The organism is Nocardioides candidus (genome assembly GCF_041321175.1).
Lineage (GTDB): Bacteria > Actinomycetota > Actinomycetes > Propionibacteriales > Nocardioidaceae > Nocardioides.
Genome location: NZ_JBGGWC010000001.1, coordinates 384,527 through 406,197, shown reverse-complemented (window position 1 = coordinate 406,197; position 21,671 = coordinate 384,527). Strand labels below are relative to the sequence as shown.

Annotated in this window: 20 protein-coding genes; 11 read left to right on the top strand and 9 right to left on the bottom strand. The window is 73.5% G+C overall.

The genetic code is table 11. The features are described 5' to 3' along the window. The first annotated feature begins 4 nt into the window (after positions 1-4). Complete coding sequence (locus tag ACAX67_RS02000) at positions 5-1,510, top strand: aldehyde dehydrogenase (NADP(+)) (protein ID WP_370702140.1); 1,506 nt, start codon at positions 5-7, stop codon at positions 1,508-1,510. Between the two features lie 7 nt (positions 1,511-1,517). On the opposite strand, the gene ACAX67_RS01995 is transcribed toward ACAX67_RS02000, so the two are convergent. Continuing rightward, entirely contained in the window at positions 1,518-2,189 is a 672-nt protein-coding gene (locus ACAX67_RS01995; protein WP_370702139.1) for a GntR family transcriptional regulator, read from the bottom strand. A 146-nt stretch (positions 2,190-2,335) separates the two neighbouring features. Here ACAX67_RS01995 and ACAX67_RS01990 point away from each other — a divergent pair, with 146 nt between their 5' ends. Both ACAX67_RS01990 and ACAX67_RS01985 read left to right on the top strand, forming a co-directional pair. Next, on the top strand, positions 2,336-3,505 hold the full coding sequence (locus ACAX67_RS01990; protein ID WP_370702138.1) for a metalloprotease: 1,170 nt from the start codon (positions 2,336-2,338) through the stop codon (positions 3,503-3,505). Positions 3,506-3,619: 114 nt separating this feature from the next. Continuing rightward, a complete protein-coding gene (locus ACAX67_RS01985) occupies positions 3,620-4,228 on the top strand; it encodes a hypothetical protein (protein ID WP_370702137.1) in 609 nt (202 codons plus the stop codon). Here the strand turns inward: ACAX67_RS01985 and ACAX67_RS01980 are convergent. Both ACAX67_RS01980 and ACAX67_RS01975 read right to left on the bottom strand, forming a co-directional pair. Further along, positions 4,225-4,830, bottom strand: coding sequence for a hypothetical protein (locus ACAX67_RS01980; protein WP_370702136.1), 606 nt, complete (start codon positions 4,828-4,830; stop codon positions 4,225-4,227). The genes ACAX67_RS01985 and ACAX67_RS01980 overlap by 4 nt on opposite strands. Beyond that, positions 4,827-6,194 (bottom strand): MATE family efflux transporter, encoded by a 1,368-nt coding sequence (locus tag ACAX67_RS01975; RefSeq protein WP_370702135.1) that lies wholly within the window; start codon positions 6,192-6,194, stop codon positions 4,827-4,829. The genes ACAX67_RS01980 and ACAX67_RS01975 overlap by 4 nt, the downstream gene beginning before the upstream one ends. A 452-nt stretch (positions 6,195-6,646) precedes the next feature. Here ACAX67_RS01975 and dnaB point away from each other — a divergent pair, with 452 nt between their 5' ends. The 3 genes from dnaB to ACAX67_RS01960 all read left to right on the top strand — a co-directional run bounded on the left by dnaB (position 6,647) and on the right by ACAX67_RS01960 (position 10,263). Further along, positions 6,647-8,041 (top strand): replicative DNA helicase, encoded by a 1,395-nt coding sequence (dnaB, locus tag ACAX67_RS01970; RefSeq protein ID WP_370702134.1) that lies wholly within the window; start codon positions 6,647-6,649, stop codon positions 8,039-8,041. A 174-nt stretch (positions 8,042-8,215) separates the two neighbouring features. Continuing rightward, positions 8,216-9,403 carry a beta propeller repeat protein gene (locus tag ACAX67_RS01965; RefSeq protein ID WP_370702133.1) on the top strand — a complete coding sequence of 396 codons (1,188 nt, stop codon included), beginning with the start codon at positions 8,216-8,218 and terminating at the stop codon, positions 9,401-9,403. Beyond that, positions 9,400-10,263: an NAD(P)-dependent oxidoreductase gene (locus ACAX67_RS01960; RefSeq protein WP_370702132.1), complete on the top strand. Its 864-nt coding sequence runs from the start codon at positions 9,400-9,402 to the stop codon at positions 10,261-10,263. Before ACAX67_RS01965 ends, ACAX67_RS01960 begins: the two co-directional genes overlap by 4 nt. On the opposite strand, the gene ACAX67_RS01955 is transcribed toward ACAX67_RS01960, so the two are convergent. Next, positions 10,241-10,687: a DUF6069 family protein gene (locus ACAX67_RS01955; protein WP_370702131.1), complete on the bottom strand. Its 447-nt coding sequence runs from the start codon at positions 10,685-10,687 to the stop codon at positions 10,241-10,243. The two genes, ACAX67_RS01960 and ACAX67_RS01955, sit on opposite strands and share 23 nt — an antisense overlap. A gap of 225 nt (positions 10,688-10,912) precedes the next feature. Between ACAX67_RS01955 and ACAX67_RS01950 the strand changes: the two genes are divergently transcribed. Both ACAX67_RS01950 and ACAX67_RS01945 read left to right on the top strand, forming a co-directional pair. Next, complete coding sequence (locus ACAX67_RS01950) at positions 10,913-12,547, top strand: ATP-binding cassette domain-containing protein (protein WP_370702130.1); 1,635 nt, start codon at positions 10,913-10,915, stop codon at positions 12,545-12,547. A 59-nt stretch (positions 12,548-12,606) separates the two neighbouring features. Continuing rightward, positions 12,607-13,524, top strand: a complete 918-nt coding sequence (locus tag ACAX67_RS01945; protein WP_370702129.1) for an oxygenase MpaB family protein — start codon at positions 12,607-12,609, stop codon at positions 13,522-13,524. Here the strand turns inward: ACAX67_RS01945 and ACAX67_RS01940 are convergent. The 5 genes from ACAX67_RS01940 to ACAX67_RS01920 all read right to left on the bottom strand — a co-directional run bounded on the left by ACAX67_RS01940 (position 13,521) and on the right by ACAX67_RS01920 (position 17,926). Beyond that, complete coding sequence (locus tag ACAX67_RS01940; protein ID WP_370702128.1) at positions 13,521-14,528, bottom strand: aldo/keto reductase; 1,008 nt, start codon at positions 14,526-14,528, stop codon at positions 13,521-13,523. The genes ACAX67_RS01945 and ACAX67_RS01940 overlap by 4 nt on opposite strands. Positions 14,529-14,562: 34 nt before the next feature. Continuing rightward, entirely contained in the window at positions 14,563-14,946 is a 384-nt protein-coding gene (locus tag ACAX67_RS01935) for a MerR family transcriptional regulator (protein ID WP_370702127.1), read from the bottom strand. Between the two features lie 82 nt (positions 14,947-15,028). Continuing rightward, a complete protein-coding gene (locus ACAX67_RS01930; protein ID WP_370703629.1) occupies positions 15,029-15,886 on the bottom strand; it encodes an amidohydrolase family protein in 858 nt (285 codons plus the stop codon). Between the two features lie 46 nt (positions 15,887-15,932). Next, positions 15,933-16,970, bottom strand: a complete 1,038-nt coding sequence (locus tag ACAX67_RS01925; RefSeq protein WP_370702126.1) for an NAD(P)H-dependent amine dehydrogenase family protein — start codon at positions 16,968-16,970, stop codon at positions 15,933-15,935. A gap of 44 nt (positions 16,971-17,014) precedes the next feature. Continuing rightward, complete coding sequence (locus ACAX67_RS01920; RefSeq protein ID WP_370703628.1) at positions 17,015-17,926, bottom strand: patatin-like phospholipase family protein; 912 nt, start codon at positions 17,924-17,926, stop codon at positions 17,015-17,017. Positions 17,927-18,207: 281 nt separating this feature from the next. Here ACAX67_RS01920 and ACAX67_RS01915 point away from each other — a divergent pair, with 281 nt between their 5' ends. The 3 genes from ACAX67_RS01915 (at position 18,208) to ACAX67_RS01905 (ending at position 21,667) form a co-directional block, all read left to right on the top strand. Beyond that, the gene (locus tag ACAX67_RS01915; RefSeq protein WP_370702125.1) at positions 18,208-18,780 is read left to right on the top strand and encodes a TMEM165/GDT1 family protein; all 573 of its coding nucleotides are present in this window, start codon (positions 18,208-18,210) and stop codon (positions 18,778-18,780) included. Between the two features lie 153 nt (positions 18,781-18,933). Continuing rightward, a complete protein-coding gene (helR, locus tag ACAX67_RS01910) occupies positions 18,934-21,093 on the top strand; it encodes an RNA polymerase recycling motor ATPase HelR (protein WP_370702124.1) in 2,160 nt (719 codons plus the stop codon). A 13-nt stretch (positions 21,094-21,106) separates the two neighbouring features. Beyond that, positions 21,107-21,667 (top strand): nucleotidyltransferase family protein, encoded by a 561-nt coding sequence (locus ACAX67_RS01905; RefSeq protein ID WP_370702123.1) that lies wholly within the window; start codon positions 21,107-21,109, stop codon positions 21,665-21,667. Positions 21,668-21,671: the final 4 nt, after the last annotated feature.

Genomic DNA, 21,671 nt, shown 5'->3' with positions numbered 1-21,671 from the left:
CCCCGTGAGCACCCAGCCGAAAATTCACCTCGACCCCGACCTCGACCAGGTCCTGGCGCGAGCCGCGCGTGCGGCCGCGCCGTACGCCGCCACCGATCCCCGGGCACGCGCCGGCGCGCTCGTCGCCGTCGCCGAACGGCTCGATGCGTGCGCGGACGACCTGGTCGCCCTCGGCGAGGAGGAGACCGGGCTCGCCGAGGCCAGGCTCCGCGGCGAGCTGGCCCGCACGACCGCCCAGCTGCGGCTGTTCGCCGAGGTCGTCGTCGAGGGCAGCTACCTCGACGTCCGGATCGACGCGGCCGACCCCGACTTCGCAACCGGCCCGCGGCCCGACGTACGTCGGCTCAACGTGCCGCTCGGCCCCGTGCTCGTCTTCGCGGCCTCCAACTTCCCCCTCGCCTTCTCGGTCGCGGGCGGCGACACCGCTGCCGCCCTCGCCGCCGGCTGCCCGGTCGTCGTCAAGGCGCACGAGGGGCACCCGCGGCTCAGCGCCCTCGTGGCCGACGTGGTGCGGTCGACGCTGGCGCAGCACGGCATGCCGGAGGGCACCTTCGCGGTCGTCGAGCGGCTCGAGGACGGCGCGCAGGCGCTGCGCGACCCACGCATCCGCGCCGCGGCGTTCACCGGCTCGACGCGGGTCGGCCAGACGCTGGCCGAGGTCGCCGCGCGGCGACCCGTGCCCATCCCGTTCTACGGCGAGCTCGGCAGCCTCAACCCGGTCGTCGTGACGCCCTCGGCGCTGGCAGCACGGCCCGACCAGCTGGCGCAGGAGTACGTCGCCTCGGCGTCGGGCTCCGCGGGACAGCTCTGCACGAAGCCGGGCTTCTGCTTGGTCCCGGCCGTGGAGCCGCTCGCCGAGGCCGTGGCCGCAGCCGCGGCCGCAGTGCCTCCGCACCGCCTGCTCACACCCGGCATCTCGAGGGCCTACCGCGAGCGTCGGGCGGCCCTGCTGGCCGACGAGCGCTTCGCGGTGGTGGCCGAGGGCACGGTGGAGACCGACGACCGCGGGCTGGTGAGCGCGAGCCCGACGGTGCTCGCGGTCGCGCTCGACGACCTGCGTCCTACCGACGTGGAGGAGACCTTCGGCCCCCTCTCCGTGCTCGTCCGCTACGACGACCTCGACACGGTCCCCGGCCTCCTCGACCGCCTCTTCCCGGGCAACCTCACGGCGGCGGTGCAGACCGGGCCGGACGACGACGGGTCCACGCTCGCACCCCTGCTGGCGACGTTCAGCCGTGTCGCCGGCCGCGTGGTCGTCGACGGCTGGCCGACCGGGGTCGCCGTGACCGCGGCGATGCAGCATGGCGGGCCCTCGCCCTCGACGACGACCGACGCCACCTCGGTGGGCACCGCGGCGATCGGCCGGTTCGTGCGCGGCGTCGCCTTCCAGAGCACTCCCGAGGCGCTACTGCCCCCGGCGCTAAGGGACGACAATCCCTGGGCGGTGCCGCAGCGACGCAGTCCGGCAGGTCTGTCGGCCGGGTGGGGCAGCCTCGCGGGACGCTACTGAGGCACGGTCAGCCCGACGCCCACTCGCCACGAACCCGGCCGATGTGCCGGGTCGTGACCTGCTCGATCGCGGCGGCGTCGCCGCGCTCGGCGAGGTCGACCATCTCGGAGTGCTCGCGCACCGTGTCGGCGAGCTGGCCGCTCTCGGCCAGGTGCTTGAGCCCGTAGAGGCGGCTGCGCGCCCGGAGGTCGCGGACCGTGCGCACGAGGGTGTCGTTGCCGTGCAGCCCCAGGAACCGGGCGTGGAACTCGGTGTCGAGCTGGATGTAGTCGACGAGCCGGCCGTCCTTCGCCGCCTGCTCGATGCGGGCAGCGATCTCGCGGAGCTCCGCGAGCACCGGCGCCATCGCGTCGTCGTACGACGCCGCGACCCGTCCCATCACCGGCACCTCGAGCAGGAGCCGCACCTCCACCAGCTCGTCGAGCTCGGCGTCGTTGGGCCGGCGCACACGGAAGCCCTTGTTGCGCACCGTCTCGACCATGCCCTCGCGCACCATCTCCAGCATCGCCTCGCGCACCGGCGTCGCCGAGACGCCGAAGCTCTCCGCCAGCGCGGGCGCGGAATAGACCTCCCCGGGCTGCAGCTCGCCCGAGATCAGGGCGGCGCGCAGCGCCTCGGCCACGTCCTCGCGGAGGCTCGAGCGCCGGATCGCACCCAGCGGCGCTCCGGGTCCCACCACGACGGCCACCTTTCCCTGGAGTGCGGGTCACGCTACACGCGGTGCGCCGAGACATGTCGCATGGCACAACCCTTGAAGTGTGCCATGTCACATTGTAATTTGCAGCATCCGCCGTTCATTGGGACCGGCGGCGACCCGGAGGAAACATGAACCTGTCCAGATCGATCCGCCCCGGATCCACCCGCCCCCGTCCCGCCCGCACCGGCACGGCCCGACGCAGCGTCGCGCTGCTCGGGTCGCTCCTCGCCTGCACGATCCCGCTGACGGTCGTCGTCGCCGGGACCGGCGGCGCTGCCCACGCAGCGAGCCAGACCTGTCTCACCGGTCGTCTCACCTACACCTTCGCCGACGCGGAGGGGATCGCCGCAGGCGTCCAGCCCGTCCGCAACGCCAGCTGGGAGCTGCGGGGGGTCCCGTCGGGATCGAGCAGCACGAAGACGCTCGCCACGGGCACGACCTCCGCCTCCGACGGCACCTTCCAGGCGTGTGCGGCCTACGCCGCGCTGTCCAGCGCATCCGTGCGCTTCACCTCGCAGAGCAACCAGATGTGGCGGGTCATCGCCAGCGACCGCGGGGCGGTGCACTCGTTCGACACGGCCACCAAGACGAACGTGACCGGCAACGTGGACCTCGGCACCGTCAGCCCCACCGCCAGCACCGCCGGGGCCTTCAAGATCGTCGACACGCTCAACAAGCTCTACTGGAAGCGCGGCACCACCTCGCCGTGCTGGACGTGGCACCAGACGACCACGAGCACCTGCAAGGAGCTGACCGTGGTGTGGAACAGCACCACGACCGACGGGGGCTACTGGAGCCCCTCGACGACCTACGTCTACCTCGCCAAGGACGACCCGGCGTCGCAGCACCTGATCCTCCACGAGGCGGGCCACTGGTTCCAGTGGGCGCTCTACAACGGCTGGTTCCCGAAGGTGACCGGCTGCAACCCGCACTACGTCGACCGGGAGAGCACGGTGTCCTGCGCCTGGACCGAGGGCTTCGCCAACGCGGTGGCCGGCTACGTCCTCGGCGACAAGCGGTACGTCCGGCCCGACGGCAGCGTGGTCCCCTACCAGCAGGCCGACGGCTCACCGTGGCCCGGCGGCGACGCGACCGAGGGCAACGTCGCCGCGGCGCTGATCGACCTCTTCAAGCTCGACGGCGGGACCGGCGGCGACTGGAGCGGCGACCTCGACATGATCAGCCGGGACGGCAGCGACGACTTCCGCGAGTACTACGTCACCGACCGACCGGCGCACGGCTACTCGGTCACCGGCGAAGCCGAGCGGATCATCAACAGCCACGGCATCGACTACTGAGCAGGACCAGCGGCGGGGTCGGAGCGCGAGCCCGGCCCCGCCGCTGCGTGCGCCTGCCGGACCGTGCCCGAGCGAACGCTCGCTCGAGAGCCGTGTTCGCGGCAGGATCAGCCCATGGGTCCCCTCCGTCTGCTCCCGGTCCTCCTGCTCGCACTCGCACCCGGCCTCGCGGCGTGCGGCGACGACGACGGCGAGAGCTCCACGCCGACGACCGACGCGGCGTCCGCCACCTCGTCGCCCTCCCACGCCTCCACGACCCCGACGGGCTCGACCCCGGGCGTCCCCAGGATCCCCCCGGCGTGCGACGTGCTGGACCCCGGCGACCTGCAGGCGGCGTACGGCGTCGCCTTCGGCCCCGCCGAGCAGGGTGGCGGCGGCCACTCGGAGGGCACCTACGAGTGGCAGAGCGACGACTGCTCGTTCACCGCCGAGGCGCTGCTCGAGGTGCAGCTCGAGCTGGTCGGTCCTGACGACTTCTCCGGTGAGTTCGCCTGCCCGCCGCCCTCGGAGATCGCCGCGAGCGTCGAGAGCGTCGACGGCCTGGGGGACCGGGCGTGGTGGAAGAAGCAGGACGGGACGCCGCTGAGCGCGTCGCTGCGGGTGTGCACCCCGGACTACGACTTCGACATCACGCTCGACTACGAGGACGGCGTCGACTACGTGGGCGACCCCGAGACCCAGACGATCGCGCTCGCGGGCGTCGTGCTCGCGGCGCTCGCCTAGCCTTCCGGGTCGTCCTCGCTCGCGCGGTCGGACCCGGTCGGGACGTCGTCGGCCTTGCCGTCGACCGCTACCGGAGCGCCCGCCCACTCCTTGTTGCCGTAGGTGATGCAGAGCGCGACCAGCGAGAGCTGCGCGAGCGCGGGAAGCGTGCCGACGAGGAACTCGAGGTTGTCGGTATCGGCCCCGAAGACCAGCACCGGCACGAGAGCTGACGCGGTGAAGCCGATCGCGGTCCACTGGAGCCAGGCGAAGGCACCGATCTTGCCGGCCTCGCGGGCCCGGGGGACGAGTCCGTGGCAGAGAAGCGCCAGGCACACCAGCCACGGCAGGCCGGCCGCCCAGCCGAGCGACGGGTCGGTCGAGATCCAGCGGTCCACGCTCGGTACCACCAGGCAGCACGACGAGACGAAGGCAGCGGACCCGAAGCCGAGGATGGCCCCTCGACGCGGCACGACCACCGCGCGGGTCAGCCCGTAGACGCCGATCAGGATGAAGAGCCACCCCAACGGGTCGGGAGCGGGATCGAACACGCCTGGCTGGTCGTCGCGCGGACCCAGGAGGAGCAGGACCACCCCGAACGCCGTCGCGTAGAGAGGCTTCACCGGGCGGCTCCGGTGACCAGCCAGCGGTCGCTCGCGGCCCGCCGGGTCAGCGTCACGAAACGACCGCCCATGAACACGAGGGAGAAGACCGCCCAGAGCCACGGCAGGCCGCCGCCGACCCAGTCGTCGGCGATCACGGCGGCACCCAGCACGAGCGGAGCGTAGCCGCCGAGCACGAGCAGACCGGCCCAGGCCAGGTAGCGGCCGTCGCCGGCGCCGATCAGCACGCCGTCGAGGACGAAGACCACCCCGGCGACGGGTTGGGCGAGCGCCGCCACCAGGAGCACGGGCACCAGCGCGTCCCGGACCGCGGTGTCGGCGGAGAAGACGACGCCGAGCACCGGGCTGAGCGCTGCGAGGCCGACGCCGGTCACGATCCCACCGACCACACCCCACCCGACCATCCGGCGCGTCACCGCGCGTGCGGCGCCGACGTCACCGGCACCGAGGTGGCGGCCCGTGATCGCCTGAGCCGCGATGGCGATCGCGTCGAGCACGAAGGCGAGGAAGCCCCAGATCGTCATGGCGAGCTGGTGGGTGGCGATCGGCACCGCGTCGTCGCCGGCGGTCCCTGCGGTGAGCACGACGGCGTAGGTGGTCACCAGCAACGAGGCGCGCAGGGTCAGGGTGCGGACGAGGAGGGGCACGCCGGCCCGCGCAGCCGTGCGGATGCCGGGGAGGTCGGGGCGCAGCGCCGCGCCCTCGCGGCGTGCCGCGAGCACGACGACGCCGACCAGGGCCCCGGCGCTGAGCACCTGCGCCACCACCGAGCCCAGCGCCGAGCCGGCGATGTCGAGGCGGGGCAGGGGGCCGACGCCGTACACGAGGAGGGCGTTGAGCAGCAGGTTGACCGCGTTGCCGGCGACGGCGACCACGAGGGGGGTGCGGGTGTCCTGGAGCCCGCGGAGCACGCCGGTCGCGGCGAGCATGAGCAGCAGCGGGGTCACACCGAGGAGCGCGAGCCGGAGGTAGGTCGCCGCCTGGTCGGTCACCGCGTCGCCGGCACCGAAGAGGCCGACCAGCGGGCCGGTCAGCACGATCGCGAGGGCGGTGACCGGGATCCCGATGACGGCGGCGAGCCACAGCCCGTCGACCCCTTGCGCGAGGGCCGCGGACCGTCGGCCGGCCCCGAGCTGGCGCGCGACGCCCGCGGTCGTGCCGTAGGCGAGGAAGATGCAGATCCCGACCAGTGTCTGGAGCACGGTGGCGGCGATGCCGAGCCCCGCGAGCTCGTCGGTGCCGAGGTGACCGACCACCGCCGCGTCGCCGAGGAGGAAGAGCGGTTCGGCGACCAGGGCCAGGAAGGCCGGCACGGCGAGCCGGCCGATCTCCCGGTCGTCGGCCGTCAGCCGCGGCCGGCGCACGGACGGTCTCCTGACTGTGGATATCCGCGCGCGGGGAGCGGACGGCCGCTGGCCACCCGGCAACGGGCAGATGACGCCCGGGTGAACGAGATCGCGGCCGAGGTTTTTTCACTCCACAGGGACGGAGTTGCGTTTGCGCAGGTCACAAGGGGGGTGTCCTGGTCTCGACACCGTCGTTCCACAGACTTGTCCCCAGCCCGTGCACACTGTCCACGCGTGTCGTCCACCCCCTCTCCCGGGTTATCCCCAGCGCCGCTCCGTACCTGTGGGCAAGCACCCTGCCAAAACCCCCCGAAGAGTTCCGGGTCGTGCCGTTGCCCGCGTAGGTTCGGACGTCGAGTCTTTCCTACGGCTCGAGCGGGGACGCGGTCAGGGGTTGTGTCGGACCCTGGCGCGAGCCTGCCCTGCAACGCACGGATCGCGACCGCAATCTTCGACAGGAGGGGAGCCGGGTGAGCCTCGCCGAGGTACCGCCGCCGGACGACGAGTGGGGCGACGGCCCCGTCTCCTACGCACCGGGTGCCGCACCTTCGGGGGGTCGCACACCTCCGCAGGACATGGCGGCGGAGCAGTCGGTGCTCGGCGCGATGCTCATCTCCAAGGACGCGATCGCCGACGTCCTCGAGGCGGTCCGCGGGGTCGACTACTACCGGCCCGCCCACGAGTCGATCCACGACACGATCATCGACCTCTACGGCCGCGGCGAGCCGGCCGACATGGTCACCGTCGCGGGCGAGCTGCAGCGGCGGGGCGAGCTGCAGAAGATCGGCGGGGCGCCGTACCTCCACACGCTGGCGGCCAACGTCCCGATCGCGGCCAACGCGGGCTACTACGCCGCGATCGTCCGGGAGAAGGCGATCCTGCGCCGACTGGTCGACGCCGGCACCAAGATCGTCCAGATCGGCTACGCCGGCGAGGGCGAGGTCGACCACATCGTCGACGCCGCCCAGGCCGAGGTCTACGGCGTCACCGACCGCCGCAAGGCGGAGGACTACGCCCCGCTGAGCGACATCATGGACTCGGTCCTCGACGAGATCGAGGCGATCGAGAACCGCGAGGCCGGGATCTACGGCGTGCCCACCGGCTTCGCCGACCTCGACGACCTGACCAACGGTCTGCACTCCGGCCAGATGATCGTGGTCGCGGCCCGGCCGGCCATGGGGAAGTCGACGCTGGCTCTCGACTTCTGCCGTTCGGCGTCGGTCCACAACAACCTGACCAGCGCGTTCTTCAGCCTGGAGATGACGCGGTCGGAGATCACGATGCGCCTGCTCTCGGCCGAGGGGCGCATCCCGCTCAACCACATCCGCAACGGCAAGATGTCGACGGAGGAGTGGGACCGGCTGGCGCGCCACGTCGCCAAGGTCTCGGGCGCGCCGATGTTCATCGACGACAGCCCCAACATGACGATGATGGAGATCCGGGCGAAGGCGCGGCGCCTCAAGCAGCGCCACGACCTCAAGCTGATCGTCATCGACTACCTCCAGCTGATGACGTCCGGCAAGAAGGTCGAGTCCCGTCAGCTCGAGGTCTCGGAGTTCTCGCGCCAGATCAAGCTCCTCGCCAAGGAGCTCGAGGTCCCGATCATCGCGCTCTCCCAGCTCAACCGTGGTCCGGAGCAGCGCGCCGACAAGCGCCCGATGATGAGCGACCTTCGCGAGTCGGGCTCGATCGAGCAGGACGCCGACATGGTGATCCTGCTGCACCGCGACGACGTGTTCGAGAAGGAGTCCACCCGTCCGGGTGAGGCCGACCTGATCGTGGCCAAGCACCGCAACGGCGCCACCCGCGACATCGTCGTGGCCTTCCAGGGTCACTACTCGCGCTTCGTCGACATGGCGCACTGAGTCCTGCATCTCGACACGAGTCGTGTGCCCGAGACCGACCGACAGCGCGTCCTGAGGCACACGACTCCGCTGGGGCCGGCATCCGCGAAGACCACTTTTCCGCGATTGGCCCGCGACCCGCGGCCGGTGCCGGAGGTGCAATGTCCTCGAGCACGACGCACGAGGGAGGCCGGCATGCACTGGATCGCCGCAGCGGGTGTCCTGGTGCTCGCCCTCCTCACCGCCTGCGACGACGACCCCGGCAGCACCGACACCCCGATGACGCGGCCGACCCCGACCGCGGCGCCGATCGCCCAGCAGTGGACCAGCACCCGGCTTCCCACGGGCGCAGGCGAGAGCGCCGTGCTGCGGGACGGCACCTGGTGCGGCGACCACTGGCTCGTCGTCGGCGCCGAGCGGGCAGCGGACGGGACGACCCGCCCTGCCGCGTGGAGGTCGCCGGACGGGCGGGCCTGGCGGTCCGTGCCGATCCACCCGCGCAGCTACTACGGCCGGCGCGCGATCCTGCACAGCGTGGCCTGCGTCGGGCAGGTGCCGGTGGCGGTCGGGGCGATGTCGGGCGGAGCGCACGGCAACGCGCGCGTCAGCACCTTCCGCTCGGCCGGCGGCACGTGGACCGACGTGCGCGCGCCCTTCGAGCAGTACGGCGGCCCCGACGCCCTCAACGTCGGACCGGTCGCGTCCGGGGCCGATGGCTGGCTGATCGCGGGCAACCGGCTGAGCGGCCCTGCGGTCTGGGTGGCTCGTTCGCCGCGGCGCTTCACGATCGTGGAGGCCGCGGCGCGGCTCTCGAACGGTCCGGACGACATCGCGATCGCCTCGCAGGCGGCGTGGTACCGCGGCGCCTGGCACGTCGTCGGCGGTGAGTCCGTCGGCGCGAACCGGGTGCCGCGGGCCTGGACGTCGCGCGACGGCCGCACGTGGCAGCGCGACGACGTGCCGTCGGACAGCCCGCTCGACGACCTGGTCCGGGTGGTGGCGACCGACGACGGCCTGGTCGCGGTGGGACGCGTGGCGGACGGGTTCGGCGTCTGGCGCTCCGACGGCACGTCCTGGTCGCGGCAGGAGACCTTCGCGACGGACACCGGCACCGACGGGTCCGGGCTGCCGGACGTGCTCGACCTCGACGCGAGCGGGGACGCGCTCTACGCCGTGGTCACCGACGGGACCGACGACGAGCTCTGGTCGTCCGACGGAGCCGCGTGGCAGCGGGTCGCACTGCCCGTCGAGGTCGCGCCGTCCGGCGACACCTCCATGGCACTCGCGGCATCGGCGCACGGCGTGCTCCTGCTGACCGACGACGGCACGACGGCCATGCTCTGGCAGCCGGTGGACGTCCCGGCGGACGGGGAGTCGCCGTGAGGGTCGGGTTCCTCGGCCTCGGGCACATGGGCGAGCCGATGGCGACGCGCCTGGTCGGGCACGGCGTCGACCTCACCGTGTGGAACCGCAGTGCACCCGCCAGCGAGCGGGTCGCCGCGATCGGCGCCCGCGTGGCCGCCTCACCGGCGGAGGTGTTCGAGACCTGCGACGCCGTGCTCCTGATGCTGGCGAACGGCCCTGTGACCGATGCGGTGCTCGGCCGGCACGACGACGGCTCCGCGGTGCCGGTGCGGGGCCGCGTCGTGGTGAACATGGGGACGGTGGCGCCGTCGTACTCCCTCGGCCTCGGGGCCTGGGTCGTCGGGCGCGGCGGGCAGTTCGTGGAGGCACCCGTGTCGGGGTCGAAGGGGCCGGCCCTGGCCGGGCAGCTGGTCACCATGCTGGCCGGCGAGTCGGCCGCGATCGACCGCGTCGAGGGGCTCTTCGCGGCCTTCAGCGCCTCCGTCGTGCGGTGCGGTGCCCAGCCGCTGGCGCTGGAGACCAAGCTCGCGGTGAACACCTACCTGATCGCCATGGTGACCGGGTTGGCGGAGGCGTTCGCGTTCGCCGAGCGGCGGGGCGTCGACGGTGACCTGGTGCGCCGGATCCTCGACGCCGGTCCGATGGCGAGCACCGTCTCGCGCGGCAAGCTGGCCAAGCTGGTCGACGGTGACCTGGCTGCGCAGGCGGCCGTCAGCGACGTGCGCTACAACAGCCGGTTGATCCTCGACGCCGCCGGCGAGGTGGGCGCCGCCGTGCCGCTCGTGGCGGCCTGCGAGGCACTGCTCGCCGAGTCCGAGGCGCTCGGTCTGGGCGCCTCGGACATGGTGGCGGTGGTCAACGCGCTGCGCGCTCGCTGACCAGTCGGCCGGCCAGCACCGGGACGACGATCGCGGCAGCGATCACGTGGAGCGTCATCAGGGTGATCGCCGAGGCCGCGTCGAAGCCGAAGGTCGCGTCGGGCACGAGCGACAGGGCGGTCAGCACGACCGCGGTGCGGGTGAACGTCGATCGCGGCCGCCGGGCGACCCGCGCCATCACGGCGGCGATGGCGACCCCGATGAGCACCAGGGCGATCGTCGTGGTCGCGAACCCGCCGACCGGGATGCTCGCACCGGTGCTGTCCGCGAAGGAGACACCGGCGGCGGAGGCGACAGCGGCGAGGGCCGTCGTCGTGGCAGCGGCGGCGACCGCGACGACGACGCCGTGCCTCCAGATGACGGGTCGGGTCGCAGCGGCGGGCTTGGTCGTGGTGGGGACGGGGACCTGGGTGGTGGTGGACATCGCCTTCTCCTCGGTACGGCGGCGGGCCCCTGTGACCCGCTCATGTCCTCTCCACGAACGGGCCGGCCCGATTCCGACACCCGCGATGAAGAATCCCCTCGAAAATCATTGGCGTCGTGCGCGCGGGCCTGCGTAGCCTGGGCACATCATGCTGATCGACGCCTGACCCGACTCGCGCCCGCGGCCCCGCCCGGCGAGTCCTCTTCTCCAGCAGAAGGCGCCGCCATGTCAGCAGTCCCCAGCAGCACGCCGTACCGCCCGGTGATCGTCGCCGACCTGACCGTGACGTTCGGCCGGCGCACCGCCCTCGACGGGATCGACCTGCTCGCCCAGCCGGGCCGCCGGATCGGGGTCATCGGCGAGAACGGCTCCGGCAAGTCCACCCTCCTGCGGGCGATCGCCGGCACCCTCCCGGCGACCGCCCAGGTGGGGGGCAGCATCGACGCGCCCGCCGACCGGGCGTTCCTCACGCAGGAGCCGCCCTTCGCCGACACCGACACCGTCGCCGGGGTGCTCGCCACGACGCTGCGCCCGCTCCGGGAGTCCGTCGCGGCGGTCGAGGAGCTGGCGCACAGGCTCGACGAGCCCGGCGTCGCCGACGCCTACGCCGCGGCGCTCGAGCACGCGCTCGCGCACGACGCCTGGGACGCCGACCGCCGCGCGCTGCTCGCCGCCGAGCAGCTCGGCGTGGACCGCCTCGACCCGCAGCGCACCGTTGCCACCCTGTCGGGCGGCCAGCGGACCCGGCTCGCGCTCGCGACGCTGATGACCCGCCGGCCCACCTGCGTGCTCCTCGACGAGCCGACCAACCACCTCGACGACGCGGCCGTGGAGCTGCTGGTCGCCTTCCTGCGCGACCTGCCCGGCGTCGTGCTCCTCACGAGTCACGACCGGGTCCTCCTCGACGAGGTCTGCACCGACCTCGTCGACCTCGACCCGGTGGGGCTCGGCACCGACGGCCGCGGCGGGAGACGGTACGGCGGCGGATGGACCGACTACGCAGCCGCCCGGGACGCGGCCCGGCGTCGGTGGGAGGCGACCTACGCCCAGCAGCAGGAGGAGCTCGCGCAGCTGCGGTCGGCGACGCGCATCGACACCAGCGCGATCGCGCACGACCGCGGGCCGACGGACAACGACAAGTTCATCTACTACGGCAAGGGCCAGAAGGTCGACCGTGCCCTCGCCCGGCGCAAGCGTGACGCCGCGGCCCGCTTGGAGGAGGCCGAACGCGACCAGGTGCGCAAGCCGCCGGCGCCGTTGCGGCTCCGGACCGCCCTCACCGGTGCCGGCAGCAGCGGCCGCGCCGTCACCGTCCGACGGGCCGAGGTCGCCGGTCGCCTGGCGCCGACGACGTTCGACGTCCCCGCGGGCCAGCACCTGCTGGTGACCGGCGCGAACGGCACCGGCAAGTCGACGCTGCTCGGTGTCCTCTCCGGCCGCGTCCCCGCCACCGGCGGGACCGTCGACATCGGCGCGCACCGCGTCGTCGAGCTGACCCAGGACCCCGACTTCCCCGACCCGGTGGCCGGCGCGGCCGCCACCTACGAGGCCGCCGTCGGAGCCGCCCTCGCCGAGCGCAGGCCGCTCCGCACGCTCGGCCTGCTCCACCCGCGCGAGCACGCGAAGCCGGTCGCGCTCCTGTCGGTCGGCCAGCGCCGCCGCCTGGCGCTGGCGATCGCGGTGGCCGCCGAGCCCGACCTGCTGCTCCTCGACGAGCCGACCAACCACCTGTCGCTGACGCTCGTCGGCGAGCTCGAGGAGGCGATCGGCCACAGCGCCGGCACGATCGTCGTCGCGTCGCACGACCGCTGGCTGCGCCGCCGGTGGGACGGCGACCGGCTCCGCCTCGAACCGCGCTGATCGCCGAGGCCGGCCCCGAAGCGGTGCACGGGCTTGCCCGGGGACCGCAGACTGGAGCCATGCGCCTGCCCGTGATCGGTCCTCGTGACGCGCGGCTCGCAGCCGCCGCGGGCGTGGTGCGCGACCGGCTCGGCGAGGCGATCTTCCTGCGCGTGGCCGGTCAGGACGGCGCGCGGCACGCCGACCGCATCCACAACGCGGAGGGTCCGCGGTGGTTCGAGGCGGGCAGCCCGATCACCCGGGTGCACGGCGACGCGTCGATGTTCGTCGGCGGCATCCGTGCCCTGCTGCTGCAGACGCTCCACCCGGCCGCCATGCGGGGCGTCGCGGAGCACTCCGACTACCGCGTCGACATGTGGGGGCGGCTCGCGCGCACGAGCCGGTTCCTCGCCGTGACGACGTTCGGCCGCGCCAGCGACGCCGAGCAGGCGGTGGCCGCGGTCCGCTCGATCCACGAGCGCGTCGCCGGCACGATGCCCGACGGGACGGTCTACTCCGCGACGGACCCGCACCTGCTGCTCTGGGTCCACGTGGCCGAGGTCGACAGCTTCCTCGCCGCGCACCAGGCGTACGGCGCCGCGCCCCTCGACGCCGCCGGGCGCGACGAGTACGTCGCGCAGACCGCAGAGGTTGCCCGCCGGCTCGGAGTGGTCGACCCGCCGACGACCGAGGCCGGGCTGCGGGAGACGCTCGCCGCGTTCCGCCCCGAGCTCAGGTCCACCGCGGAGGCCCGGGAGGCGGCGCGCTACCTGCTGCTCCGGCCCCCGCTCCCGCTGCCCGCGCGGGCGCCGTACGCCGTCCTCGTCGCGGCCGCGGTCTCCCTGCTGCCCGTCTGGACCCGACGCCACCTGCGGCTGCCGTGGCTGCCCGTCGCCGAGCGCACGGTCGTCCGCGCGCTGGGGGCGGGCGCCGTCGGCACGATCCGCTGGGCCATGGCCCCAGGCCCCCGGACGACGTCGGCCCCGACGTCGGCCTAGGCGTCGATGGTGCTCATGTCGCCGTACCGGTCACCGGCGACGGCGTCACGCGGCACGGCCTGCTCGAGGGCGGCGAGGTCGGCCGAGGTCAGGGTCACGTCGAGCGCGCCGACGTTCTCCTCGAGGTAGCGCACCCGCTTGGTGCCGGGGATCGGCGCGACGCCGAGGCCGTCGTCGCCCTGCGCCACGACCCAGGCGAGCGCGAGCTGCCCGGGCGTGCAGCCCTTCTCCTCCGCGATCGCCCTCACCGCGTCGACGAGGCGGAGGTTCGCGGCGAGGTTGTCGCCCTGGAAGCGCGGGAAGTAGGACAGCGAACGGCTGTCGCCCTCCCCGAACCCCTCGGCCGGCACAGCGCCGGTGAGGATGCCGCGGCCGAGCGGGGAGTAGGGCACCAGGCCGATGCCGAGCTCGCGCAGCGTCGGGACGACGGCGTCCTCGATGTCACGGGTGAAGAGCGAGTACTCCGACTGGAGGGCGGTGATCGGGTGCACCGCGTGCGCCCGCCGGATCGTCTCGGCCGAGGCCTCGGACAGTCCGAGGTAGCGCACCTTGCCCGCCTCGACGAGCTCCTTCATCGCACCGACGGTCTCCTCGATCGGGACCGTCTTGTCGACGCGGTGCTGGTAGTAGAGGTCGATGTGGTCCACGCCGAGCCGCTCCAGGGAGGCGTCGCACGCCTTGTGCACGTAGTCCGGGCGCCCGTTGACGCCCACCCGCGTGCCGTCCTCCCGACGCTCGTTGCCGAACTTCGTCGCCAGCTGCACGGCGTCGCGCCGGTCGGCGATCGCCTTGCCGACCAGGCGCTCGTTGGTGAACGGGCCGTACATGTCGGCGGTGTCGAGGAAGGTGACGCCGAGGTCCAGCGCGCGGTGGATCGTCGCGATGCCGCCGGCCTCGTCGGGCGTGCCGTAGAACTCGGACATGCCCATGCAGCCGAGTCCGAGGGCCGACACGGTGAGCGGAGCGGTGGTGCCGAGGGTGGTGGTCGTGTTGATGGAGGTCATGCCCACCAGGTAACTCCTTGGAGCGCGCTCCAGGTCAAGCGGGGACCGGCGCGGACCGCAGGATCTCCTCGTAGAAGCCGATCTTGTAGTCGACGGCGGCCAGGTGCGACTGCACCTCGGCGAGCTGCCGGAGCACCTCGGCCCGGTGCGCCTGCAACAGCGCGAGCCGCTCGGTCTCGTTGCCGTCGCCGGCCCGCACCAGCGCCGCGTAGCGCCGGACGTCGCGGATCGGCATCCCCGTGGCGCGGAGGCGGGTGATGAGCTCGATCCAGGAGAGGTCGGCCTGCTCGTAGCGGCGGTGCCCGCTGCTGGAGCGCGGCACCGCGCGCAGGAGCAGGTCGTCCTTCTCGTAGTAGCGCAACGTGTCGGCGGTGAGGCCGAGCCGTGCGGCGGCGTCGGAGATCGTCAGTCCGGTCACCCGGCCAGTCTCACTCCTGGAGTGCGCTCCAGGTCAATCCCCGGGCGCCTGCACACCCGGTGGCGGGCGACGAGCGGGCGTCCTAGTCCAGGGCGAGCAGCCGCGCCGCGTTGCCGTGCAGCACGGCGCGCAGCCAGTCGTCGCCGAGGTCGAGCCGCTCGAGTGCGTCGACCGCGACGTCGTAGGTGTAGGGGATGTTGGGGAAGTCGGAGCCGAAGAGCACCCGGTCGCCGAGGTCGCGCAGCCGCGGCAGCAGGTCGCGGGGGTAGGGCGCGTTCGCCTCGGTGAAGTCGGTGAAGGACATGGTGGTGTCGAGGTGCACGCCCTCGTGCGCGGCGGCGAGCGCGAGGAAGTCGGCGTACTCCGGCGACCCCATGTGCGCCACGACCAGCCGCAGGCCGGGGAAGCGCCGCAGCAGGTCCTCGATCGGCGCTGGGCCGGTGTGCGTGCCGGGCTGCGGGCCCGACCCGCAGTGGATCACCACCGGCACGCCTGCGTCGGCGATCGCTCCCCACACCGGGTCGAGGAGCGGGTCGTTCGGGTCGTAGCCGCCGACCTGCACGTGCGCCTTGAAGATCCTCACGCCTGCGGCGATCACCGCCGGGACGTACGACGACGCCGACTCCTCCGGGAAGAACGTCGCCGACCTCAGGCACAGCGGGTGGGCCGCCGCGAAGTCCGCGCCCCAGTCGTTGAGCCAGGCCGCCATGCCGGGACGGTGGGGGTAGCTGAGCGCGGTGTGCGCCACCAGGCCGAGGTCCTCCAGGATCGCCGCGCAGCGCTCCTCGTCGAAGCGGTAGGCGATCGGCCACGGCCGGCCGAGCACCGGACCGATGCGGTCGAAGTAGGCCCACACCTTGGCCATCACGTTGGCCGGCATGAAGTGCGTGTGGACGTCGATCGCCCCGGGGATCCCGAGTGCCTGCCAGCGCTCCCGCATCACCCGCGCAGTCTAGGAAGGGCGGTCGAGGACGACGCGCGCGGCCTCAGCGGGGCCGGCCCGTCACCACGGGGAGGTCGGCGAGGGTGACGATGCCGGGTGGGGCCGCGACGACGGACGGCACCGCGTTGGTGACCGGCATGGCGGTGTAGATCATGCCGAGTCCCATGAACCCCTCCTCGTCCCACTCCTCGTGCGGGAGGCAGTGGATGGTCGTCCGCATGTTCGGCGCGCCGAAGACCTGGATGTCGTGTCCGTGCTTCAGCGGCTTCGGCGGCACGACGTGCTCGCCCATCGTCCAGTTGAAGCCGACGCTGATCAGGTTGCGGTCGCCGACCCAGCCGCGGTGGTAGCCGTGGACGCTGCCGACCGTGCCCTCGGGGATCTCCATGAAGCCGAGGTCGGAGTGGCCGGTCGCGGCGGTGAAGGTGACGTCGAAGTCGATCCGGTCGAGCTCGACCCGCATCGCGTCGGCCATCACCGCGACGGACTCGGCGAAGACCTCGCTCTCGCGCCGCACGCTGTCCGCGAGTCCCGGCGTCGCCGGGTCGCAGCCGAACCCCATCGCCCGCTGGGTCTCGGCGGAGGCGTAGGTCGAGCAGTCGACGGACTCGGTGATCCGCACTTGGTCGACGTAGGCGCAGCTCGCGGTGAGGGCCATCGCGATCACGTTCGTCATGCCGGGGTGCGCCCCGCTGCCGTAGATCGACGAGCCGCCGCGCCGGCAGGCCTCCTCGACCCGCGCGCGCTCCGCGGGGTCGAGCTTGGTGCCGTTGATCCAGCCGGCCGTCGTACACACGTTGATGCCGGCCTCGAGCAGCCGCACCAGGTCGTCGGTCGAGGACCACAGCGGGTTGTAGACGCACGCGTCCGGCGCCAGCGCGACGAGGGCGTCGACGTCGTCGGTCGCGCGTACGCCGGTGGGCTCGTCCGCCCGCCCCGCGAGCTCCGCGGCGTCGAGCCCGATCTTGTCCGCGCCGTGGGCGAAGACCCCGACGAGCTCCATGTCGGGGCGACGCAGGATGGCCTGGAGGGAGCGCTGGCCGACGTTGCCCGTCGTCCACTGGATGACTCGCAGCTTCACCGGCTGATGGAAGCACGCCGCGACCGGTGAAACAAGAACGTGTTCTAGAAAAGCCCCCGCAGCGTCGTGCGGCCGATCTCGATCGCCGCGGCGATCGAGTCGAGGTCGGTCGAGAGGCGGCCGACGTCGGGCGACCCGAGCGGGGGCCGGACCTGCGCCATGTGCGGCACGGTCTCCGACAGCGTGCGGTCGTCGTCGGCGTAGGTGTGGTGCCGCACGACGTAGCTGCGGCGCGCGCCCCGCGCGAACGCCAGGAAGTACGGCGCCAGGATGACCCCTTCGCCGCGCGTCGGGATCAGCCGCTGGTCCTCGCGCCGCGTGCGCAGCACGAGCACGTGCGTCGCGCCGGCGCTCAGCGGCGTCCGCAGCGGCACCGCCTCCGACAGCCCGCCGTCGACCCAGGTGCGCCCCCCGAGCCGTACCGGCCGCCCGCTGAGCAGGGGCAGGCACGCGCTGGCGCGCAGTGCGGTCTGCAGGGTCGCCCGGTCCTTGATCAGCGGCGCCAGGTCGCCGGGCTGCCCGGTGCGGGCGTCGGTCGCGAGGGGGTGGAAGGAGATCGGGTTGCCCAGGATCGCGTCGAAGTCCATCGGCGTCACCTGCTCGTAGACGTGCTCGACGAGCAGCCGCAGGTCGACCATCACGCCGCCGCGCAGGACCCGGCGCGGGTCGGTGACTCCTGCCGACATCACCTCCGGCGACGCCCACGTGGGCAGCCACCGCTGGGCCTCCCCGGTGAGCAGCCACGCCGCGTTGAGCGCGCCGCCCGAGGTGCCGTAGATCGCGTCGAAGCAGTCGGTCAGGCCCGCCTCGTCGATGCCGAGTGCCATGCCGGCGGAGTACGCCGCCCGGTTGCCGCCGCCCTCGATCGAGAGCGCCACGCGGTAGCCGTCCGCGCGGGCACCGGGGAGGCTGCCGCTCTCGCGGCGCGCCTTCAGGACATCGACGACCGAGGGCATCGCGCTCACACCCCGATCCTGCCAGGGGGCGGTCGACCCGGTGGCCGCTTCCGCGATGCGGGGGTACGCCGGCGCGGCCGGTAGCCTGGGCGTCGAAGGGGAGTAGTCCTCAACAGCTGTGTCGACATGCTGGCCGTTCCGGCCCGGCGCAGCAGGCCACCGCGAGGTGGCGGACGAGACCTTCGACCAGCACCACGACCCGTGAGATCCGGACGTGCCTGGTCGAAGGCGCGTCCATCGCAGGGCGGGGCCCTCCGGCCGGCACAGGAGAGGACCAGACGATGTACGCCTTCCTGCTCAGCACCGCCGTCATCTTCGTCGCCGAGCTCGGCGACAAGAGCCAGCTGATGGCGATGACCTTCGCGACCCGCTACCGCGCCCGGGACGTGCTGATCGGCCTGACCGCCGCGACGGCGGTCGTGCACCTGGTGTCGGTCGGCATCGGCTACCTGATCGGCGACGCGTTCGCCGACTACCAGGGTGCGATCGAGATCGGGGCCGGCCTGGCCTTCCTCGTCTTCGCGCTGTGGACGCTGCGTGGCGACGAGCTCACCGACGAGGACACGGCCAAGGCCAATGCCGCGACGGGCCGGGCGGTCCTCGTCGTCGCGGTGTTCTTCTTCCTCGCCGAGCTCGGCGACAAGACGATGCTCGCCACGATCACCCTCGCCACGCAGGAGGGCTGGTTCGGCACCTGGCTCGGCTCGACGGTCGGCATGGTCGCGGCCGACGCGCTGGCGATCGGCCTCGGCGCGGTGCTCGGACGCCAGCTCCCGGAGAAGGTCATCAAGTACGGCGCCGCGGCACTCTTCGCGATCTTCGGCATCGCCCTCGTCATCAGCGGCGCCCGCTGAGCGCGGCGCGGCCGGACATGGAGAAGGAGGGGCGCGTGCGCCCCTCCACTTCCAAGGTATAGCGCAGAGGGGGGCTTGCGGCAAGGCCCCCGTGAGGCCTCAGAATCACCGCTCCACCGCAACGATCCCGCGATCCCTGGAGCTGATCTGAGCTTGCCCGCGTCCCTCTCCGCCTTCGCCCTCACCGAGCACCCTGCCAAGGACGACTCCGCCCTCCTGGCCGCCGACGAGCAGCACTTCGCCGACATCGCCCGCAGCCTCGAGCACACCATCGCCGACCTGACCGACCGTCTCGACCACGCCCGCCGGGCGCCGGGAGGCGACGGGCAGGAGGCGATGGACCGCGACCTCGAGGTGCACCGGCTGACCGCGCGGCTGCGCACGCTGCGCCGCTTCACCCTCGACCTGTGCCTGGGCCGGATGGTCCCGGCCGACGGCGGCGAGCCCGTCTACGTCGGGCGTCTCGGCCTCACCGACCCCGACGGCCGGCGGCTCCTCGTCGACTGGCGCTCGCCCGCGGCGGAGCCGTTCTTCGCTGCCACCCACGCCCACCCGGCGGGCCTCGCGAGCCGGCGTCGCTACCGCTGGACCAACGGCCGGGTCAGCGACTACTGGGACGAGGTCTACCTTCCCGAGGGGCTCGCCACCATGGCCGCCCACGCGGCCCTCGACGACCAGAGCGCGTTCATCGCCAGCCTCGGCAGCAGCCGGTCGGCCCGGATGCGCGACGTGCTCGGCACGATCCAGTCCGACCAGGACGCGATCATCCGCGCCGGCTCGCGCGGCGCGCTCGTGGTGGACGGCGGGCCGGGCACGGGCAAGACGGTCGTGGCGCTGCACCGGGCGGCGTACCTCCTCTACGCCGACCCTCGCCTCGGCCACCGGGGACACCGCCGCGGCGGGGTCCTGGTCGTCGGCCCGCACCAGCCCTACCTCGCCTACGTCGCCGACGTGCTCCCCAGCCTCGGCGAGGAGGGCGTCCAGACCTGCACCGTCGCCGAGCTGGTGCCCGAGGGCGCCGCGGCGCGGCCCGAGCCCGACCCCCGGGTCGCTGCGCTGAAGGCGACGGCGCGGATGGTCGACGCGATCGAGCCCGCCGTCCGGCTCTACGAGGAACCGCCCACGGCCGGCATGCTCGTCGAGACGACGTGGGGGGACCTGTGGCTGAGCGCCGACGACTGGGCGGAGGCGTTCGGTGCGCCCGACCCCGGCACGCCGCACAACGAGGCGCGCGCCCAGGTGCACGAGGCACTGGCCGACATCCTGGTCGACAAGTACGACGACGAGGAGGTCGCGCCCGACGTGCTCCGAGCCGCGCTCCTGCGCCACGGCGTGCTGCACGAGGCGTTGGGCGGGTCGTGGCCGCTCCTCGACCCGGCCGACCTCGTCGGCGACCTCTGGGAGGTGCCGGCCTACCTGCGCCGGTGCGCGCCGTGGTTGGCGCCGGAGGAGGTGCAGCTCCTCCAGCGGACCCACCCGCAGGCGTGGACGGTCTCCGACCTCCCGCTCCTCGACGCCGCGCGCCGCCGGCTCGGCGACCCGGACGCGGCCCGCCGGCGCCGGCGCGAGGACGCGGAGCGCGCCGCCGAGCGGGAGGAGATGGACCGCGTCGTCGACCACCTCATCGCGACCGACGACTCGGAGATGATGCTGATGTCGATGCTCCGGGGCGCGGACCTGCAGCAGGCGCTGGTCGACGACGCGCCGCGGACGGTCGACCCCGACCTCCTGGCCGGTCCCTTCGCGCACATCGTGGTCGACGAGGCGCAGGAGCTGTCCGACGCCGAGTGGCAGATGCTGCTGGCGCGGTGCCCGTCGCGGAGCCTGACGATCGTCGGCGACCGGGCGCAGGCGCGGCACGGCTTCACCGAGTCGTGGGACGACCGCCTCGCCCGCGTCGGCATCGACCGGGTGACCCGGATGCAGCTCACCGTGAACTACCGGACCCCGGAGGAGGTGATGGCCGCCGCCGAGCCGGTGATCCGTGCGGTCCTGCCGGACGCCAACGTGCCGACCTCCATCCGTGCGGGCGGGCGCCCGGTCAGGCACGCGCGTCGCGCCGAGCTCGACGCGATCCTCGCGGCCTGGCTCGCGGAGCACGCCGAGGGCACCGCGTGCGTGGTCGGCGACCCCGCCTTCGAGGCGCGCCCTCGGGTGCGGTCGTCGAGCCCGGAGCACGTGAAGGGACTGGAGTTCGACCTGGTCGTGCTCGTCGACCCCGAGGCGTTCGGCACCGGCGTCGAGGGTGCGGTCGATCGCTACGTGGCGATGACCCGCGCGACCCAGGAGCTGGTCATCGTCACCGGCGACTGAGCACACTGGGTCCGTGAGCGGGCCGTGCGTGGGCGTGGTGCTGGCCGCGGGTGAGGGCCGTCGCTACGGCCTGCCCAAGGGGCTGGTGCGCACCGACGACGGGGAGAGCTGGGCCGCGCGGGCGGGGCGGGTGCTGCTGGCCGGCGGCTGCGACGAGGTGGTCGTGACCGTCGGCGCGCGCGGCGACGAGGTCGCCGCGACCCTGCCGGCGGACGTCGCCGTCCCCGTGCCCGACTGGGCCGACGGGCAGCACGCCTCGCTGCGGGCGGGACTCGCCGCCGCGGCGGATCGCGGGGCCCAGGCCGCGGTGGTACTGCTGGTGGACCTCCCCGACGTCGGCGCCGAGGTCGTCCGGCGGGTGCTCGCCGCGGCGGGGGATGCTGCCGACGCACTGGCCCGGGCGTCGTACGACGGGAAGCCGGGCCACCCGGTCGTCATCGGCGGCGCGCACTTCGCGGCCGTCCTCGCCGACCTGCGCCCCGACGAGGGGGCGAGCCGCTACCTCCGGGCGCACGCGCCGGTGCTCGTCGAGTGCGGCGACCTCGCGACGGGCGCCGACGTCGACACCCCGTAGACCC

Excerpts from the sequence above, each read along its gene's own strand:
- ACAX67_RS01955 (WP_370702131.1), bottom strand. The coding sequence starts at position 10,687 with ATGTCCACCACCACCCAGGTCCCCGTCCCCACCACGACCAAGCCCGCC.
- ACAX67_RS01930 (WP_370703629.1), bottom strand. The coding sequence starts at position 15,886 with ATGCGGGAGCGCTGGCAGGCACTCGGGATCCCCGGGGCGATCGACGTC.
- ACAX67_RS01985 (WP_370702137.1), top strand. The coding sequence starts at position 3,620 with ATGGGTCCCCTCCGTCTGCTCCCGGTCCTCCTGCTCGCACTCGCACCC.
- ACAX67_RS01920 (WP_370703628.1), bottom strand. The coding sequence starts at position 17,926 with ATGCCCTCGGTCGTCGATGTCCTGAAGGCGCGCCGCGAGAGCGGCAGC.
- ACAX67_RS01945 (WP_370702129.1), top strand. The coding sequence starts at position 12,607 with ATGCGCCTGCCCGTGATCGGTCCTCGTGACGCGCGGCTCGCAGCCGCC.
- ACAX67_RS01990 (WP_370702138.1), top strand. The coding sequence starts at position 2,336 with ATGAACCTGTCCAGATCGATCCGCCCCGGATCCACCCGCCCCCGTCCC.
- ACAX67_RS01965 (WP_370702133.1), top strand. The coding sequence starts at position 8,216 with ATGCACTGGATCGCCGCAGCGGGTGTCCTGGTGCTCGCCCTCCTCACC.
- ACAX67_RS01915 (WP_370702125.1), top strand. The coding sequence starts at position 18,208 with ATGTACGCCTTCCTGCTCAGCACCGCCGTCATCTTCGTCGCCGAGCTC.
- ACAX67_RS01940 (WP_370702128.1), bottom strand. The coding sequence starts at position 14,528 with ATGACCTCCATCAACACGACCACCACCCTCGGCACCACCGCTCCGCTC.
- ACAX67_RS01950 (WP_370702130.1), top strand. The coding sequence starts at position 10,913 with ATGTCAGCAGTCCCCAGCAGCACGCCGTACCGCCCGGTGATCGTCGCC.